The 17,380-nt window shown below is 35.8% G+C and carries 18 protein-coding genes and 1 pseudogene; 7 read left to right on the forward strand and 12 right to left on the reverse strand.

Annotation, left to right across the window (positions count from 1 at the left end):
* The 10 genes and pseudogenes from MRZ19_RS06370 to MRZ19_RS06415 all read right to left on the reverse strand — a co-directional run.
* A partial coding sequence (locus tag MRZ19_RS06370; RefSeq protein ID WP_291031470.1) for a hypothetical protein occupies positions 1-1,649 on the reverse strand: 1,649 nt, incomplete at its 3' end.
* A 61-nt stretch (positions 1,650-1,710) separates the two neighbouring features.
* Entirely contained in the window at positions 1,711-2,532 is an 822-nt protein-coding gene (locus MRZ19_RS06375) for a formyltransferase family protein (protein WP_291031471.1), read from the reverse strand.
* A 111-nt stretch (positions 2,533-2,643) separates the two neighbouring features.
* A complete protein-coding gene (locus MRZ19_RS06380; protein WP_366936154.1) occupies positions 2,644-2,856 on the reverse strand; it encodes a GNAT family N-acetyltransferase in 213 nt (70 codons plus the stop codon).
* Positions 2,857-2,885: 29 nt separating this feature from the next.
* Complete coding sequence (locus MRZ19_RS06385) at positions 2,886-3,296, reverse strand: hypothetical protein (protein WP_291031472.1); 411 nt, start codon at positions 3,294-3,296, stop codon at positions 2,886-2,888.
* Positions 3,297-3,527, reverse strand: a complete 231-nt coding sequence (locus tag MRZ19_RS06390; RefSeq protein ID WP_291031473.1) for an acyl carrier protein — start codon at positions 3,525-3,527, stop codon at positions 3,297-3,299.
* Positions 3,528-3,580: 53 nt separating this feature from the next.
* Positions 3,581-4,297: a hypothetical protein gene (locus MRZ19_RS06395; protein WP_291031474.1), complete on the reverse strand. Its 717-nt coding sequence runs from the start codon at positions 4,295-4,297 to the stop codon at positions 3,581-3,583.
* 2 nt (positions 4,298-4,299) lie between these two features.
* Entirely contained in the window at positions 4,300-4,653 is a 354-nt protein-coding gene (gene panD / locus MRZ19_RS06400; protein WP_291031475.1) for an aspartate 1-decarboxylase, read from the reverse strand.
* Positions 4,654-4,662: 9 nt separating this feature from the next.
* A pseudogene (locus MRZ19_RS06405) lies at positions 4,663-6,160 on the reverse strand (AMP-binding protein).
* Positions 6,157-6,558, reverse strand: coding sequence for a hypothetical protein (locus tag MRZ19_RS06410; protein WP_291031476.1), 402 nt, complete (start codon positions 6,556-6,558; stop codon positions 6,157-6,159). The pseudogene MRZ19_RS06405 and the gene MRZ19_RS06410 overlap by 4 nt, the downstream one beginning before the upstream one ends.
* Positions 6,533-7,570, reverse strand: coding sequence for a hypothetical protein (locus MRZ19_RS06415; RefSeq protein ID WP_291031477.1), 1,038 nt, complete (start codon positions 7,568-7,570; stop codon positions 6,533-6,535). The genes MRZ19_RS06410 and MRZ19_RS06415 overlap by 26 nt, the downstream gene beginning before the upstream one ends.
* 114 nt (positions 7,571-7,684) lie before the next feature.
* On the opposite strand from MRZ19_RS06415, the gene MRZ19_RS06420 reads away from it, so the two are divergent.
* The 7 genes from MRZ19_RS06420 (at position 7,685) to MRZ19_RS06450 (ending at position 16,051) form a co-directional block, all read left to right on the forward strand.
* Positions 7,685-8,347: a class I SAM-dependent methyltransferase gene (locus tag MRZ19_RS06420; RefSeq protein WP_291031478.1), complete on the forward strand. Its 663-nt coding sequence runs from the start codon at positions 7,685-7,687 to the stop codon at positions 8,345-8,347.
* Positions 8,348-8,419: 72 nt separating this feature from the next.
* Positions 8,420-9,997 carry a flagellin B gene (locus MRZ19_RS06425; RefSeq protein WP_291031479.1) on the forward strand — a complete coding sequence of 526 codons (1,578 nt, stop codon included), beginning with the start codon at positions 8,420-8,422 and terminating at the stop codon, positions 9,995-9,997.
* Positions 9,998-10,062: 65 nt separating this feature from the next.
* Positions 10,063-12,048, forward strand: a complete 1,986-nt coding sequence (locus MRZ19_RS06430; protein ID WP_291031480.1) for a motility associated factor glycosyltransferase family protein — start codon at positions 10,063-10,065, stop codon at positions 12,046-12,048.
* Positions 12,045-12,542, forward strand: a complete 498-nt coding sequence (locus MRZ19_RS06435; protein ID WP_291031481.1) for a hypothetical protein — start codon at positions 12,045-12,047, stop codon at positions 12,540-12,542. Before MRZ19_RS06430 ends, MRZ19_RS06435 begins: the two co-directional genes overlap by 4 nt.
* Positions 12,539-13,657: a CDP-glycerol glycerophosphotransferase family protein gene (locus MRZ19_RS06440; RefSeq protein WP_291031482.1), complete on the forward strand. Its 1,119-nt coding sequence runs from the start codon at positions 12,539-12,541 to the stop codon at positions 13,655-13,657. Before MRZ19_RS06435 ends, MRZ19_RS06440 begins: the two co-directional genes overlap by 4 nt.
* Positions 13,654-15,129 (forward strand): sugar phosphate nucleotidyltransferase, encoded by a 1,476-nt coding sequence (locus tag MRZ19_RS06445; RefSeq protein ID WP_291031483.1) that lies wholly within the window; start codon positions 13,654-13,656, stop codon positions 15,127-15,129. The genes MRZ19_RS06440 and MRZ19_RS06445 overlap by 4 nt, the downstream gene beginning before the upstream one ends.
* 61 nt (positions 15,130-15,190) lie before the next feature.
* Complete coding sequence (locus MRZ19_RS06450; protein ID WP_291031484.1) at positions 15,191-16,051, forward strand: DMT family transporter; 861 nt, start codon at positions 15,191-15,193, stop codon at positions 16,049-16,051.
* Here the strand turns inward: MRZ19_RS06450 and MRZ19_RS06455 are convergent.
* Positions 15,942-17,078, reverse strand: a complete 1,137-nt coding sequence (locus tag MRZ19_RS06455; RefSeq protein ID WP_291031485.1) for a hypothetical protein — start codon at positions 17,076-17,078, stop codon at positions 15,942-15,944. The two genes, MRZ19_RS06450 and MRZ19_RS06455, sit on opposite strands and share 110 nt — an antisense overlap.
* The gene (locus MRZ19_RS06460; protein ID WP_291031486.1) at positions 17,039-17,341 is read right to left on the reverse strand and encodes a hypothetical protein; all 303 of its coding nucleotides are present in this window, start codon (positions 17,339-17,341) and stop codon (positions 17,039-17,041) included. Before MRZ19_RS06460 ends, MRZ19_RS06455 begins: the two co-directional genes overlap by 40 nt.
* Between the last annotated feature and the right edge of the window lie 39 nt (positions 17,342-17,380).

Raw genomic sequence — 17,380 nt, forward strand, 5'->3', positions numbered from 1 at the left:
TCCACAAATCCGGGCATAAAGAATCGCTCTGAGATTCCAAGCTTCTCCACCTTTTCTCTAAGAACAGGGATATTCCCAGTCCCAGCTGCGATAAAAATTGTGTTTTTATGCTTTTGCATCACTTCTGCAATGCAGGCTAAATATGCATCACTATCCACTTTTACCAATCTCCCTATCACACCAAGCACCACTGTGTCTTCATTGATAGGGTATTTTGCCTTCTCTGCTTCTATAACCTCTTTGGAGCGTGGCGGATTATAAAATTTCTGTATGTCCATAGGCACGCTAAAAATCTCAAAATGAAACTTCCCATCCAATGCACAATGCGTTATTCTCTTATCAATCCCAACAATATCATATCTCCCATTTCCGTGACTCCAAAAAATCTGCTTTGGCGCACTTCTTATTACAAAGAGAAAATTGCTAGCATCCACATAACTTGTAGAAATTAGTATATCAATCCCTTCACTTAAAATAGAATCCCTAAGCACCAAAGCCTTCTGCAAATGTGAAACATAATATCTATACTCCTGCACCATTTTATATGCGGGGCTAAAGACAGAGCAACCAATCTCTGCAAAATTTTGCATAATGTTTATATCATCATCACTCTTTTGAATGTATGCCATAGAATACACAATGATTTCGTATTTCTCAGCAAATTCTTTATTATCCAATAACGCCTTACACAAGGAGTATTCCACTTTATAAGGAGAGTTTTCTACAATTCTCTCCTCCAAAAGTCCAATTTTGATTTTGCGCCCATTATTAGAATCAATCTTATCTTTACATTTTGGAAGTGTTTTGCCATACTCCACAAAATAAGGCTCCATAAGCTTCACAATCTTATCATTATACTCCTGCCAATCCTCTTGTGTTTGCGCAGAGTTTCCAAATTTATGATAAATATAAAAACTCACATACATCGCTAAATCTAAATTGCCTTGCTTGAGCAATCGCTCCAATACTTCAAGCCAAACAGGAAAATTCTCTCTCCACTTTAAATTATTAAAATACCTCTGTATGTTCCAAAAAATATGCATACTCCACAAAAACACAGACTTTTTATCATTATCTGCCAAACTTTCATAATACTCGCTCTTAAGCGCATCTCTTTGAATCTCTAAAATCCACTCTATAGGAAAGGCATAATAGGACATAAATGCAGTCACAAAAGTATTTAAATCTATAATATAATTCTCACGCAAACTTAAATAAATAATCTGCGCTAAAAAGAATTTAACCGCTCCATCACTATCCCCACTAAGCAAAATACCAACACTAGCACAATCAATAAAAAGCAAGCGTTCATAATAAGAAATTTCTGTGTTTTTCACATACCCTAAACACAAATCCACATAACTTTGGAATCGCAAATCCCTTAAAGCCTCCATCCCCACCTCTTGCTCTAAATGCTTAAAGATTCCATACGCCCATAAAAAATCCCTATCAGGCACATCCCCTTTTGCAAAAATAATCTCTAAAGCCTTCTCTCTAATAAGCCCTACAATCTCTTTAGATTCCCCAACGCCTAAACTCTCTTGCCACTCCTGCCCAAAAGCCCTAATAAGAGCCATTATTGCATTAATCTCTTCCTTATTTTGCACTGCTTTTAAGCGTTCTATTATCTCTTGTGTTTGAAATTGCATAACGATTCTTTAAAACTAATTTTATCCTTAAAATATCGGCGAATCCTAGCAAAACTTAACTTCAAATTCTTTTAAGACATAAATCAAATGGAATCTGCTTGTAAATCTCTCCGCTTGCACACTCACAAGCCTTACCATAGGCTAAAATCTCATATTCCAATCCGTCTAAAACTAATCTAGCCTTTGGTAGCACACTACTATTGCCACAATCCATACTTCTTAAAAACGCACTCTTTTGCTCTGCCCCCCAAGCCAAATCATAATACCCATTGTTTGGAAATTCTCCCTTTAAATGTAATTTCCCCAAAGCATTACTAATCTTCCTAGCCGTAAAATTCCACTCTAACACACTAGGTTTTATCTCTAAATATCCCAAAAAAGCAAGCTGAATTTGTAATTGCACAAGTTTTATAAAAGTCATTGTATCTTCTATTGGAATCTCTTTTTGATAAATGACATCTCCGCTATCTATCTTTTTATCTACACAATGCCAAGTGATTCCACTCAACTTATCTTGCTCAAAAATACTCCACATTGCCGCAAAATAACCCCTATGATTTGGCAATAACGCATTATGAAAATTAATAATCTTTAAATTCTGTTTTTCCACAATATGACTTGGAAATAAATAATAATTATTTGCGCTAATAACTAAAGTTTGCACGCTTATGTTTTCAAAAAACCTATCTAACGCATCTTTTTGCGTAAAATTTTGATAAGGGATTCCACACTTCGCACAAAAAGATTCTAAAAGATTTAATCCCTTTTCACAGAAGGATAGACAACTAAAATTAAGCCCCCCCAGCACATCAGAGCTCAAATCCTTTGCAATCCTTAAAGCAATATTTCCACTACCAATTACAATAATCTTTTCAAATCGCATTTTCTCTCACCCAAACTGCATTTACCTGCCCGCTAAACACAAAGCCATACTTTGCATAAAGCCCCCTTGCTTTAATATTATCCGCCCTCACCCAAAGTTTTTGTTGCGTTTTTACATCAAAAACAAATACTCATTTAATAGCATAGAGCCAATTCCTTTAGCTCTGCAACTTTGCTTCACGCACAAAGATTCCACAATAGAAATTACCCTTTTTGCACTAAAGACTAAAACCCCTAAAATCTCTCCGCCATTTTTTGCAACTAGCACCTGCTTAAGCTTGATAAAATCCTTTAGCACTTTAGAGCTTGGTATTTCATCTAGCACCTTATCAAAACAAGCATTTAATATTTTCTCTATCTCTTCTTTTTCGCAACTTTGCGCATAATCAATAATGCCCCCCCCCCGCAGCTAAAATCCATTTTGGATTCCATATTTTCTGCCTTTGTGCGCATTAGCATTAGATTTTCTCTTTGTTGTTTAAACCCAATCTCGCTTAACACCCTTTTAAAAGATTCCACCTTTATACCATCTGTATAAAATAAATTCGTAAAAATAGGCAAATCCTCACTTAGCATAAAGCAATAAGGAGCAACCAAAAAGTAATACAGCCAATCCACTCCAAGCTTTTTCTCCACGCAAACAAACCCGCTCTCACTCTCACAAACTTCCACCGCACCGCTTTTAATCTTTTGCAAAAGGGAAATGTCAAAGCAGTTAGACAAAAATGTTGCATCTTGCTTTAAGCGATACAATCTCTCTTGCATTTACTGCCCTTGCAAAGCCCTATCAAGCATTGCTCTAATGTTTGCAAAATTACTAAAAGAATCAAATTCAATAAAATCCGCACTAATAGGCTTATTATAATACTTCTCTGCTGCACTTAAAAAGGCTATCACATCTACAGAATCAATAATTCCATCTTCTAGCAAATCCTCCATATCACGCGTAACATCTTCCCTACCAATCTCTTGAAACAACTTTTCTACAATTTCCATATTTTCTCCTTATAAAATTTCTCCATACAGCATAACAATATTTTCATACACCTCTAAAATCTCTTGCTTACACGCTTCATTTTTCCAAGCCTCTCTGAAAAATATCGCCATTTCATACTTTTTAAAAACTGCATTTTTTCCTCTACAAGCATTTTATCTATAAATCCCCCCCCCCCCGCAGAAGCAATAGAAGTAACAAAAATAGATTCCATATATTCACGCAAATAACGCACTAAAATTTCCATCGCTTTAAAGATAAAAATAAACAATGGAATCTCTAAAAGCGGTTTTAAACTCTCACTTAATTGCGCCTGCACTTCTACATTTTTATCCCTTACAAGCGTGCATTTATGCGCACTTGTATTACTAAAAAATAAATCTAGCAAACCAATGGGTAAAAACCCTAAAATCCTACCCTCCAAATCCACGCTAGGAAAATACGGATACATTCTACACAGCAAGGGGTGCAAGCAGTGCGGATTACACTCACCAAAACAATCGCAAGTCAAATAATAAAGCGTCAATGTTTTATCTTTCAAGGAAAAAACTTCTTTTTTAACCTTGCTCTCTTGAAGTTTGGAGATTCCACCTTGACTTTTATAATATTCATATTCCCCTTCTAGCATAGGCAAAACAACCGATTTTCTTTTAAAAAGAGCATACTCACCATTAAGTTCATTTTTACAACAATAACTCCCGCATTCTGTATAGCATTTCTCAAAGAACAAAAACTCATTTTTATAAATTTTCTCCCAATCAACCTTACACATACTCACTCCTGCACCACACAATTTTTATCATCTAATTGCACAATATAAGGCTTAAATTCCTCTATCTCGCCGACTTCAAAACTCGCATAAGCAATCACAATAATCCTATCTCCAATAGCTACCTTTCTAGCGGCTGCTCCATTTAAACAAAACTCCTTGCCTCCTCTTATACCTTTAATAATATAAGTGCTAAAACGCTCTCCATTATTAATATTCACAATATCCACCTTTTGATACTCTCTTAAATGTGCTAATTCAAGCAATTCTTCATCAATAGTAATAGAGCCTGCATAATTTAAATTCGCATCTGTTACCACCGCCCTATGAAGCTTCGCATATAACATCTCTATTTGCATTTTAACCCCTTATAAACTTTCTTTTAGCAAAACTCTATCAATCTTGCCATTTGCATTATATGGGAAGCTATCAACCCTTATAAACTTCCGTGGAATCATATAAGAAGGAAGTTTATCAACTAGATATTCTCTTAATAAAATCCCCCCCCCCCCCGCTAGACTCATACAAGCAGTGCAATACATTATCTTTAAACAAGCACACATTATTTAAAACTTCCTTATGTGCTCCAATTACACTCTCAATCTCACCTAGTTCCACACGATGCCCTAGAATTTTTACTTGATTATCCGCCCTACCATAACACACTAGCTCACCATAGGAATTATAAGCCCCTATATCCCCTGTTTTATAAATCTTTTCCGCATAGGACTTACACAATGGATTTTGTATAAAAGCGGAATCCGTTTTATCTTTTTCATTATAATAACCAAAACTCAATCCACTTCCACGCACGAAAATTTCACCTTTTTTATTTGGCACATTAGGGGCTATAAGCTTTAAATTATCATCAAAAAGTAGGATTTCTGTATTTCTAAATGATTTTCCAACAGGAAGCAACTCACTTGCCTCAAACCCTCTATCAACAATATAATAACTGCAAACATCTGTGATTTCTGTTGGTCCATAGAGATTTGCAAACAAGGCACTAGAAAAACACTTCTGCCATTCTTGTAAAACCTTAATTGGCATAATCTCTCCACAAAACAAGATTTTACACAATGCTTCACATTTATACTTACTTAAAATTCCACTATTTGCAAAGTAAATCATAATTGCCGTTACCCAAAAAATCATAGAAACTTTATGTTTATCTAAATATTCCATTACTTTATCTGGAAATGCAAACAAAGGATTCTGTAAAAGATGAAGCGTAGCTCCAGCTTTTACGCTAACAAAAATATCTAAAATGGAAAAATCAAAGTAAAAAGGACTCTGATTGGCTAAAACTTCATTTTCATCAATACAAAAAGTTTCTTGTGCATTAAACACAAAATCAATCACACTTTTTTGTGCAGTGCAAACTCCCTTTGGAATCCCAGTAGAGCCTGATGTAAAAAGCACATAAAGCAAATCCGTATCAATCTGCCTATTTTTCGCATACTCCAACAATGTGTTATCCACATCATATACCTCAAACTCTTCAGCAAATAAAGTTGGAACCCCCAAATACTCAAATTTAGAATCCTTAAGAGTAACCAAAAGCTTAGGCTCCAAAACTTCAACAATCTTTAATAATCTCTCTTTTGGAATTTTATCATCTAGCACTGTGTAGAAATTCCCACTTCTAGCCACTCCAAACATAGCCGCTAAACAACCTATACTTTTGGGAAGTAAAATTAAAACAGGACTCTTAAAAAAGCTAAAAGATAAAATCTTGCTTGCAACCTTTTGTGTTAAATTGCTAAAATTCTTATAGTTTATACAATCCTCACCATCTACAAATGCGGTTTTTAAGGGAAACTTCTCCACACTTTTGTCTAAAAAATCACAAACATTAATAATCACACTTCACCTCCTTGCTCAATTAAGCTATACAAATAAGAAGCAAGGAGTTCTGCTCCTTTATCATTCATATGCATAAAGTCTTTAAAAAGTGTTTCTTTAGAGTCTTTAAAGATATCGTTAGCATTATAAATGGTATGGGAATGTGGCATTTGCAAAAAACGCGTAATCAAACTAGGAATTTGATCGCTATAAAGGGAAGTTGGTATTTTAGAGCCTAACTTGAAGCCCCAAACCTCCTCTTTTGTCCATTCTTTTTTACAATGCAAAAAGGGGTGAATGATTGGAAAAAACTTCCCTCCATTTGAAGTTACCATATCCCCAAATTGCTTTAAGCGCACACTTAAAGCATCAAAAATATCTTCAAAAGAGATATTAGGATTTACCCCCCCCCCCCGCACCTAGAGTAGCTACTCGCTCAAAATTTGAAACATAGCTACTTTTTCTGTCTCTTCTTAGCATAAAATCATACGCTGGCGTATAGCACATTTTATAATTCTTTAACATAACCTCGCAACTATACCGACAACTTAAAGACTCTACAAAACACAAACTCATAATAAATTCTGGCTTAAATGGATAAAGAAATGAAGAATAAAAAGTAAAGTTTTCATAAGTTGCTGCAGGAAAAGCACAATTTAAAACAATATATTTATATTTCTTACACTCTAACATTTTCCCTAAGAGCTTCTCTATTTGCTTCTGCAGACTAAATGTAACACCCCTCATTGTGCAAGCACCAAAGAGCGCAATAACCTTTGTGTTCTTATCTCTATTTTTAAGAGCTTCAAAGTCAATTTCTTCTTTAAGAAATAGATTCTTATCATTACTAGTTTCATCAACATAAGTGCTAAATCCGGGATAATGAATCATTGTCCCATATTCTAAAGAGCCTTGCAACATCTTAGCAATCACATTTAGCTTAGGAAACTTTTTATCAATGGCAGCATTAATTGCTTGATATTGCTTTGCAAAATATACAGGATACTCCTTTTTAATCGTTTTATACGCCTTAGCAAAGCTAGAAAGATAAAAATCATCTTGCAAAATTGATTCTAAAAATACAAATTTATCTTTAAACTTTTCACTAAACATTACTGCAAAATCATCTTTATATGCGTCTAAAGCAATATTCTTAAGAGTCAAATCTTTACCACTGCTATCTTTAAGCTCTAAAGCAAACATTTTATTTTTAATAATTTCAACAACTTCTGGCTTGCCACTTACTGCAATCAAACAAATTTCAAATGATAAAGCAGTTTGTTTTAAGTCATTATAGCTTAAAAACCTAGAATCCCTAAAAATACTAAAGTCAAATCCATCATCTACCACATAACAAGAAAAGCCAAAACTTTCAAATAAATGTAAAGCATACTTCCCAGTCCAGCCATAGCCATAAATCAACACATTCATTAAGATCCTTCAAAACATAGAAATCAACAAATTATAACAAAATTTACACACATTAACAATTTTTACAAAAGCAATTCCCTATAATTCCAAACAATCAAAACATTAAGGACACCGATGCAAAATCAATGGGACGCTTCTTATACCAATGGTGAAAACTCCATTTTCTACCCGCACAACGAGCTTTTAAGATTCCTAAACCGCTTCATTAAAAAACAAACTGCATTTAAACAATTTACTAAAATTTATGCCCCCCCCCCAGCCAACAAAACATTAAAAGCACTAGATTTTGGCTGTGGTAGCGGTAGGCAAACTCTGCTTTTATCAGAATTTGAAATAGAAGCTTATGGAATTGACATTTCACAAACTGCCATAAAACAAGCACAATCTCTAGCAAAACATTTAAAACTCTCTGCAAACTTTTTAGTCTCCAACAGCACAACTCTCCCTTTTGCAAACAACTTTTTTGACTTCTCCATAAGTTGCGGTGTGCTAAATTGTATGCCTTTAAAAATGGCAATCCATTTTTTAAACGAGCTTGCAAGAGTGAGCCAAAAATACTGCTTCCTAACGCTTCTTGGCAAAAGCGATTCCACCCTTAGCTATACAATGCAAGATAAAACTACTTTTAAACCCATTGCATTCTTCTCCACACAAGAAAACATCACAGAAATGCTAAAACAAACATCTTTTAAGCTCAAATGGGGAGAAGAATCACTCCACACAAATCTTTTGGATAATGCTAAAAGCACCTATTTCACGCTTGTTTTAGAAAAATAATTCATAGAATTAAAAAGTGGAACACCCTTTGCTTTATCCCTTGCAAATTAAAATTTTTGCAAAGGATGCATAATGAGTTATAGGATATACACCAATGTTAATGCGTTAAATGCGCATACTTCAGGAATTGTGAATAATCGCAATATGGCAAACACACTTGAAAAGTTGAGTTCTGGTCTTAGAATCAACAAAGCAGCCGATGATGCTTCTGGTATGGCAATCGCTGATAGCTTACGCTCCCAAGCAGCCGCACTTGGACAGGCAACAAGAAATGCCAACGATGCAATCGGTATCATCCAAACTGCTGATAAAGCAATGGATGAGCAAATTAAAATCTTAGACACCATTAAAACAAAGGCAACACAAGCTGCACAAGATGGGCAAACAACAACTACAAGAAACTCTCTACAAAGTGATATTTTACGCCTTATGGAAGAGCTTGATAATATCGCAAACACTACAAGCTTTAATGGACAACAAATGCTATCAGGCACTTTCACAAACAAAGAATTCCAAATTGGTGCATACTCTAACACCACCGTTAAAGCATCAATCCAACCAACAAACTCTCACAAAATCGGGCATGTGCGCTTTGAAACAGCAGGGGATTTACTTCCAAGTGCTGGAACAAGCAATTTAAGCGAAGTAACACTAAAATTCCTAAACACAGATGGCACAAATAACTACGCCATAGAATCTATCAAAATTTCTACTTCTGCTGGCACAGGAATTGGTGCTTTAGCAGAAGCTATTAATAAAAACTCTGATAAGCTAGGAGTGCGTGCGAGTTATAAGGTTATGGGGCAAGGTGATGGACCTATTGCATCTGGAACAGTGCGTGGCTTGTCTATTAACGGAGTTGCAATTGGCGATGTTAATGATGTCCAAAAAAATGATTACGATGGAAGACTCATTAATGCAATCAATGCGCAAAAAGAGCGCACAGGAGTGCAAGCATCTCTTAGTATCTCTGGTGCATTACAGCTTACAAGCACAGATGGGCGTTCAATTTCTGTTCAAATTGTAAGTGGTTCTGCAGTAATGAACGGAGCAGCACAAGGTGGTGGCACACTAACAGGCGGCTCCTTTGTTGGAATCTCAGGCACAGCACACGCAATTGTTGGGCGTTTAACACTAACGCGTTTAAATGCTAGAGATATTCTAATCTCTGGAACAGGCTTTTCTCAAGTTGGCTTACACTCAGGAGCAGCTTTCCAAGCAGGAACAGGACTAGCACAATACACGGTCAATCTTAGAAGTATCAATGGAGAATTTGATGCAAATGTCGCTTCAGCAATTGGTGCAAATGCCAATGGTGCGGTAGCAGAAGTGAATAAAAATGGAATCGGAGCAGGGGTAACAAGCCTTAAAGGCGCAATGGCAGTTATGGATATGGCACAAGCTGCACAAGAACATTTAGATAAAATCCGTGCTGACTTAGGTTCTGTGCAACAACAACTTGTCGCAACAATCAACAATATCACCGTCACACAAGTTAATGTCAAATCTGCAGAATCTCAAATCCGCGACACAGACTTTGCCGAAGAATCTGCAACATTCTCTAAAACAAACATCCTAGCGCAATCAGGAAGTTTTGCTATGGCACAGGCTAACCAAGTGCAACAAAACATTCTTAAACTTCTTCAATAGTCTAAAGTCCTTTTTTAGGGCTTTTTTAAAACACATCCCTTTAATACAGCTTTCAAGGATAAATTATGCAAACACAAGAATCCCTAAACCCGCGTTTTGACAAAAATATAGAAGCACTCTTAAAAGTCAATCCCCTGCTTGCAGCACAGCTAAAAACTCTACAAGTGAATAAAAAATACGAAGTGTATATAGGAGATGATCCGCTAAACATAAACATTTACGATAAAGAAAATAAAATCTCTCTTTATCAAAAAAGCCCCCTAGAAGAAACAACAAACAAGCTCAAAGAGTTTGAAACATTTAAGCTTTATCCCTTCTTTTATTTCTTTGGTTTTGGCAATGGTGTGTTTTATAGAATCCTTCTTAACCAAAACACTTCTCTTAAGAAACTTTTTATCTTTGAGCCAGAATTAGAGTTGATTTATATTGCTCTAAATTTTGCGGATTTTTCAGAAGAAATTGCAAATAAAAAGCTGCTCATCTTTTGGACACGCACAACAAATTTTGGAGAACTTGATGAATTTTTAGTCCAAGATGGGCAGTGGATTTACTCACGCCTTTATAATCTCCATTTGTTTAATAACTATTATGGACGCTATTCAGAGGAATGCTTACACATTAATGGAATCCTAACACGCAGCCTAGAGCATCATGTCATTGCAGTAGGAAACGACTCCACAGACGCATTAATTGGTTTAGAGCATCATTTGCAAAATCTCCCAGAGATGATTACCACCCCATCGCTACAACATTGCATAAAAAATGCTAAAACCACAAGCACAGCAGTCATCGTATCCACTGGACCATCACTTTATAAGCAACTCCCACTCCTTAAAGAACACGCAGATAAAATCACCATTTTTAGCGTGGATGCAAGCTTTCCTATTCTTGCTAAACACGGAATCAAACCCGATGTTGTGCTAAGTTTGGAGCGCGTAGAAGAAACAGCAGACTTTTATCTAAAAACTCCAAAAGAAGCACAAGTTGGAATCGTTTTTGCACTCACTAGTATTGTGCATAAAGCAACAAGCAATGCAATCACACAAGGCATAAAAAGCTTTAGTATGCGTCCCTTTGGCTACACAAGATTTTTTGAACTCCACGATTATGGCTATGCAGGAATTGGAATGAGTGCTGCAAATATGGCGTATGAACTTGTGGTGTATTGTAAATTTGAACGCTGCATATTTATCGGGCAAGATTTAGCCTTTGGCAAAGATGACACAACGCATTCTAAAGATGCAATTTTTGGTGAAAAAGAAGAGCATTACAAACCTACAACAAATGCACTAGATAAGATTCTAATCCCAGCTTATGGTGGAGAAGGCGTTGTTGAAACTAGTAGAGTTTGGAATATGTTTTTAAACTTCTTTGAAAAAGACATCGCACAAACTCCTTACCCCCTAGAAGTCATTAACGCAACTGAAGGTGGAGCTAGAATAGAAGGCGCAAAAGAGATTCCTTTTAAAGAAGTGTTAGAATCCCTGCCTAAGATTCAAAAAGCACAAATCCAGCTCACACCACCTACTAAAGAAGAGATTCAAAGCCATCAAAAGCACATTAAAGCAAAGATTAAAGAATTCATAGAATATGGTTATCAAACAAAAAAAGTTGTAGAAGACACTTTTTTAAGAGTGGTTAAAATGACAGAAGAGTTAGAACGCTTAAATCGCGAAAACAAACTAGAAGAAATTGATTTTAAGGAAATGGAATCCATTTTAGATAAAATAGATTCCATCAAAGAGTTTTTCCGTGAAGATATTTTTATTAAAGTTTTTTCTGATGCTGTGCAAAGCTACATTGTGCATCAAGAGTTAGAATTTGCCAAAATTGTTGTGCGCCAAGTGCATACAACAATAGACAAGCAAGTTAAACAAATTGATTGGCTTTATGCGCATAAATTTTGGCTATTCTCCCTTGCTGGAGGAATGGATGCAACCCTAGAAGTTGCAAAACGCTCCATTGCAACTTGGTATAGCAAAGAAGAATTAGCAGAGATTGAAAAGCTAGCAGAGGATTCTAAAAAGAAATCCAAAAAGGATGCTAAATGACAATACTTTATGCACCTTCTTTAAGAGAAGATTTAGACTTACTCCACGCAAACTGCCTTTGCACTTATGATATTCAAGTGCTAGAAATACTTTCTAGCTTAAAATCTCAGGGGGGGGGGCATAATAAAATGCTTTATTTCCCCCACGAAAAAACTCCTAAAAAATACAATAATGTCATTTTACAATCCCTAGACTACTGCTCTATTGCACAAATTGCAAACCTAAAAGAAGTAAAGGAAGCAGAGATTTTAGTTACAGACACTTCTAATCTAGCCCTAGCTTTTAGCCTTACATTTTTAAAACCTAGCCTAATCCATCTCCCAGCTTTTACAAACATTGATTTTGGAGACGATAAACTCTATGCAATGCTACAAAAAATTGCTTTTATCACAACTTCATTAAAAGAGCTAAAGCACACATTAAACACATTAGAAAACACAAAAGATTCCAAGATTACAGCAATCAAAGAGTTTTTACAAGGGGATTTAATATGACAGAACAAGAAAAGCTATTAGAAGAGTTTAATCAACGCTCTAAAGAGCATATCCAAAAGCTCTTAAGCAACACAAAGAAAAATATTGCTGTGATTTCCTACTACCCCACTTATCGCTCACAATTTGGCAATCTTATCACAAAACTCAAAGAGAAATACAATGTTATTACTATTGTTGATAGAATCTTAGAGGATGATTTTGAAAAAAGCGGACACCATAATGTATTTTTTCCTTGGAGGGTTATAGAAGAGGGAAAAACTTATTATCCCAATGTAGATATTGCAGACATTGATTTAATCCTAGTAGCCGACGAAATTGGCTATGAAGAGGGCAGAATTGATAGGGAATTTTTAAGCAAGCGAGCAAAAAGGGTTTATCTTCCCCATCGTTTAACTTGCGTTTGCGGAGCAACTTCAGCAGTGGATTATATCATCGTTCCTTCTAAAAGCGCAATGCAAGGATTCCAATACCGCCTAAGCGATAATCCACAAGTCAAACTCCTGCCAAGCGGATACCCACAATTTGATAAAGCCTTGCAAGACTACCACTACACCCCAAAAAACACCATCACATACGCCCCCACATTGCGCTATGTTTTTAATGACACAAACACACAAATCAATGCCTTTGCAGGCAGTGAAATCACATTTTTAGAATGGCTTTTAGAAAATACAGATTACAACATCTCCTATCGCGCCCACCCATTAAATTATAGCGGCAACCACTATTTCTACCAGCTCATTAATGCAAGCTTTGCAAACGAAGCACGCTTTAGTGTAGATGCCAATATGGGAAATGCGTTTTTTAACTCCACAGATTTTTTAATCACAGATTGGAGCACAACAAGCTTTCTTTACTCTTACACCACTTTGCGTCCTAGCTTTATGTTTATGCCAACTCCGCTAGATTCTAGCTTAGAAAATGATGGTGGCTACATCTTAGAAAACCACCACGCAAAGAATCTAAAAGAGCTTAAAGCATTCTTAGACAACATCAATTTCGCACAAGAGAGAGAATATTTTAAAGCCTTGCGCGAAGACAATGTTTATCATATCGGACACTCTGTGGAAGCGATTTTACAAAACATTGAAGAGATTTTAGAAGGTAAACTTTGAAAGCAATCATTTTATGCGCAGGCAAGGGGACACGCTTGCAACCCTTAACATTTAATAAGCCAAAACCCCTTTTAGAGATTAAAGGTAAAACACTCTTAGAAAATGCAATTTTCCACTTAAGAAAATGCGGTGTAGAAGAGGTTATCGTAGTTACAGGCTATAAACACCATCTTTTTGACGCGCTAGAAAAAAGGCTAAAATTTAAAAAAGTCGTGTTTGAAAACTATGCTTCCACAAACTCCGCAGCATCCTTAAAATGCGTGCAAGAGGAAATCACAAAAGGCACTTTTATCTTAAATGGGGATTTGTTTTTAACAAACACCTTTCAAGCCTCCTTTGAAACACAAATCAAATGGGGCGTTTCACAATTTTTAGCGCAAAAGATTCTCCATCAAACGCCTTCTTGGGGATACATCACAGATGAGAATTGCAAGCTTTTAGACATTGACACAAACGCCACAAGTGGTTATGGAGATGGAATCGCATTTTTTGACAATGCACAGGATTTAGAAATTATAAAAGACTCTCTTAATCAATGCGATGATAACGAGTATTGGGAAGCTTGCATTTTAAAATCTATGGATAAAATTAGCTTTTATGTCTTTGGTTTGGATTCCTTATACACAGAAATTGACTCCTTTAAAGACGCCCTTATCTCTAAGCTCATCACCCCAGAAGAGATTGCAAAACAATGCGCTGATGATAATGAAGCAATAAGACTTTTTAGCGTTACAAACATTAATTATAAAATCAAGTTTTTAGGAGAAGAAAGAGTCATTAGGATTCCACGCAACCACAGAGATGCAGTGATTAACACAGAGCAAGAACAAAAAATCACAAAGCTTTTAGGACAAAACATCACACCCCAAGCAGAATTTTACCCAAGCGACATTAAGCTTACAACCTTTTTGCAAGGTTATAAGCCCCTAACAAAAGAAGAGCTAACCCCCTTTACGCTAGAAAAACTCATTTGCGCAATCCAAACCTTACATAACTTTAAGCATAAAGACTATCCTAGCTTTTCAAAAATCCTTTTAAGCGATGAGATTAAAACTTATGAATCCCTAGCTAAGATTCCACTTCTAAGCAAGCAGGAGCATAAAGCCATCACAAAAATTGCAAAAGAAGCGGATTTAAAAGAATCTGTGTTATGCCATAGAGATTTACAGCTCCCAAACATTCTTTATAATGCACAAGATTCCACAATTAAGCTCATTGATTTTGAATTTGCAGGCTTTTGCTCTTCCCTTTGGGAATTTGGAAATCTAGCAGGCGAGCTTGATTTAAGCAAAGAGCAAATTGCATTGATCCTAAAGCTAGCTCCAAACATCACTTACAAAGAGATTCTACAAGGCAAGTTAATCTCTAGCTATGTGTGGGCGTTGTGGAGTTGGTATTATGATTGCATTCCACTAGGTAGGGAATATCTTATGCGCCTACACCACACCTTAGAAGAGCTACAATGCAGCTAGCACGATTCCTTGCTTGTGCATCTCTAATTAACCCACTATTTTGGTTACCACAATGCAGCTAATGGGACATTTTCTAGCCTTTGCTAGCGTGTTTTTGTGGTCTAGTCTTTATGTCAGCGTTAAGATTCTCTTAGAAGTTTTTAGCCCGCTTGAACTTTTGGTGCTACAATTTGCCATCGGTTATTGCTTCTTACTTCTTATTGCTCCAAGACTTTTAAAATCCACCCTTAAAGACGAACTTTACTTCCTACTAGCTGGACTTAGTGGAATCACAATTTATAATCTTTTCTTAAATCTTGCAATGGATATTTCTAAGGCTTCAAATGTCAGCGTGATTATTGCAACTGCGCCACTTTTTACCGCATTGCTTGCAAGCTTTTTAAAAATTGAAAAACTCTCTTTTGTCTTTTTTATAGCCTTTGTTTTGTGTATGGGTGGAATCGTGCTTTTAAGCTATGAAGAAGGGGGATTTATTTTGAATCCTTTAGGCGATACACTAGCACTTCTCTCAGCACTTGGCTGGGCGGCTTACTCGCTTTTAATCCTTAAAATCACACAAAAGACAAACCACATTATCCTAGTGACAAGGCGCATTATCTTTTATGGAATCTTAGGAATGCTCCCTAGCTTTTTCTTCTTAGATTTTTCGCCAAATCTAGCAAATTTGCTAGATTTAAAAATTGCCTTAAACTTACTCTTTTTATCACTTTTTGCTTCAGGGATATGCTTTCTTTTATGGAATCTCTCCACATTATTAATTGGCGCAGTAAAGACAAATATCTATGTGTATCTCACGCCTATTATTACGATTATCACTTCCTTTTTTGTGCTAGAAGAAAGGCTCTCCACTCTAGCTGTTTTAGGGACATTTTTAACGCTATGTGGAGTGATTCTAGCAAAATCCAAGTTTTCAAAACGCTAATAAGAGCTATTAACGCCCCCCCCCCCGCACCAAAAATTTCTTCTTTAAGGCTCTCTACTAGCTTAACTCCCGCTTTTCCTGCATTAATTCTTATCTGCTTTTTAGCAAACTCCACTCTTTGTTTGCGCATTTCATCTTTACCTTTAAGAACCACCCTATCTATAAAGTCTAAAATATATTCTTTGGAAAATGCAAGATAATAATGCTTTAGCACTTCAAATCCATAGGGCGAAAATGTATGCTCAAATGTATCTTTCCTACCCATAAAACACGCAGGATTATCTGTGTATAAATACTCAGCAGTATAAGAACCACAATCGTGGATTAGCGCATCACTTTGCACAAAAAGCTCCAAATAATTATCCGCATTATGATAAGTCATATTAGGGATTGCTTCAATTTTAGCCAAATAACTTTCTGGAGTGTTATTCCATAAATTAGAATGCTCTCTTAACACTCTAAAGACTGAAAGATGCGGACGGAAAATAAAATCAATTTGAGAATAAATCTTAGGCAGCTCTAAGAAAAACTCATAATACACTAAGAAATTTGAAAGTTGCAATTCTTTCCAATCTGTCATTGTATGATGGGGAGCGATGATTATCTTTTTTCTCTTGTTGGGAGTCTTACAATACTTTATGATTGCATCCATTTTTGTATATCCTGTTACAACAACACTAGATTGCTTTATAAGAGAATTCTGCAAAGTTGCTTCTAAGCCCTTTTGATTCTCTACATAAATTTTCCAAAGTAAAGCATATTCCCTAGAATGAATGATATGTTTAAAATCATAATTTAACATTCCTGTAAATCCATAAGGTACATACACGCAAAGCATTTTTTGAGACAAATTAACAATTTGATAACGAGAATTTACAGCACTATCATAAATATTACAAAACAGCGCAACATCAATTAAATTAGCAACTTCCAAATACCGCTCTCTTTTAAAATCATACACACAAACAACATTATTGTATCTTTCTTTCAAACGCCGAACACTATTTTCGCTGTCTCTAGCATCCACTCTGATGATTTAGAATTCACAGGCACAACAAAGATATAGATACAAAAGCGCAAATCCCTAGAAAGCTCTTTAATAACGCTATGATAGGGAAATGCTCTATCATCATCATAAGACAAAATTCCAACGCGAATAACTGCCTGCTCTTTCAATCTTTGTTTAACCTGCCATACAGCTTTATTGACACGCATTTGCTGAAGTTTTATTTTAAGTTTTTTCCTAAAGCTTCTAATGCCACTCTTAAGATTTCTTATGCTATTCCTCATCAATCAAACCTTATCTATACATTTAAATTTATACCATCT

Source organism: Helicobacter sp., from assembly GCF_022770205.1.
In the GTDB taxonomy this organism is placed as follows: domain Bacteria; phylum Campylobacterota; class Campylobacteria; order Campylobacterales; family Helicobacteraceae; genus Helicobacter_D.

Bases quoted from the DNA above. Each gene is read 5' to 3' on its own strand.
- MRZ19_RS06420 (WP_291031478.1), top strand. From the start codon at position 7,685: ATGCAAAATCAATGGGACGCTTCTTATACCAATGGTGAAAACTCCATT.
- MRZ19_RS06430 (WP_291031480.1), top strand. From the start codon at position 10,063: ATGCAAACACAAGAATCCCTAAACCCGCGTTTTGACAAAAATATAGAA.
- MRZ19_RS06425 (WP_291031479.1), top strand. From the start codon at position 8,420: ATGAGTTATAGGATATACACCAATGTTAATGCGTTAAATGCGCATACT.
- MRZ19_RS06390 (WP_291031473.1), bottom strand. From the start codon at position 3,527: ATGGAAATTGTAGAAAAGTTGTTTCAAGAGATTGGTAGGGAAGATGTT.
- MRZ19_RS06375 (WP_291031471.1), bottom strand. From the start codon at position 2,532: ATGCGATTTGAAAAGATTATTGTAATTGGTAGTGGAAATATTGCTTTA.
- MRZ19_RS06450 (WP_291031484.1), top strand. From the start codon at position 15,191: ATGGGACATTTTCTAGCCTTTGCTAGCGTGTTTTTGTGGTCTAGTCTT.
- MRZ19_RS06395 (WP_291031474.1), bottom strand. From the start codon at position 4,297: ATGTGTAAGGTTGATTGGGAGAAAATTTATAAAAATGAGTTTTTGTTC.
- panD (WP_291031475.1), bottom strand. From the start codon at position 4,653: ATGCAAATAGAGATGTTATATGCGAAGCTTCATAGGGCGGTGGTAACA.
- MRZ19_RS06415 (WP_291031477.1), bottom strand. From the start codon at position 7,570: ATGAATGTGTTGATTTATGGCTATGGCTGGACTGGGAAGTATGCTTTA.
- MRZ19_RS06460 (WP_291031486.1), bottom strand. From the start codon at position 17,341: ATGAGGAATAGCATAAGAAATCTTAAGAGTGGCATTAGAAGCTTTAGG.
- MRZ19_RS06435 (WP_291031481.1), top strand. From the start codon at position 12,045: ATGACAATACTTTATGCACCTTCTTTAAGAGAAGATTTAGACTTACTC.
- MRZ19_RS06440 (WP_291031482.1), top strand. From the start codon at position 12,539: ATGACAGAACAAGAAAAGCTATTAGAAGAGTTTAATCAACGCTCTAAA.
- MRZ19_RS06385 (WP_291031472.1), bottom strand. From the start codon at position 3,296: ATGCAAGAGAGATTGTATCGCTTAAAGCAAGATGCAACATTTTTGTCT.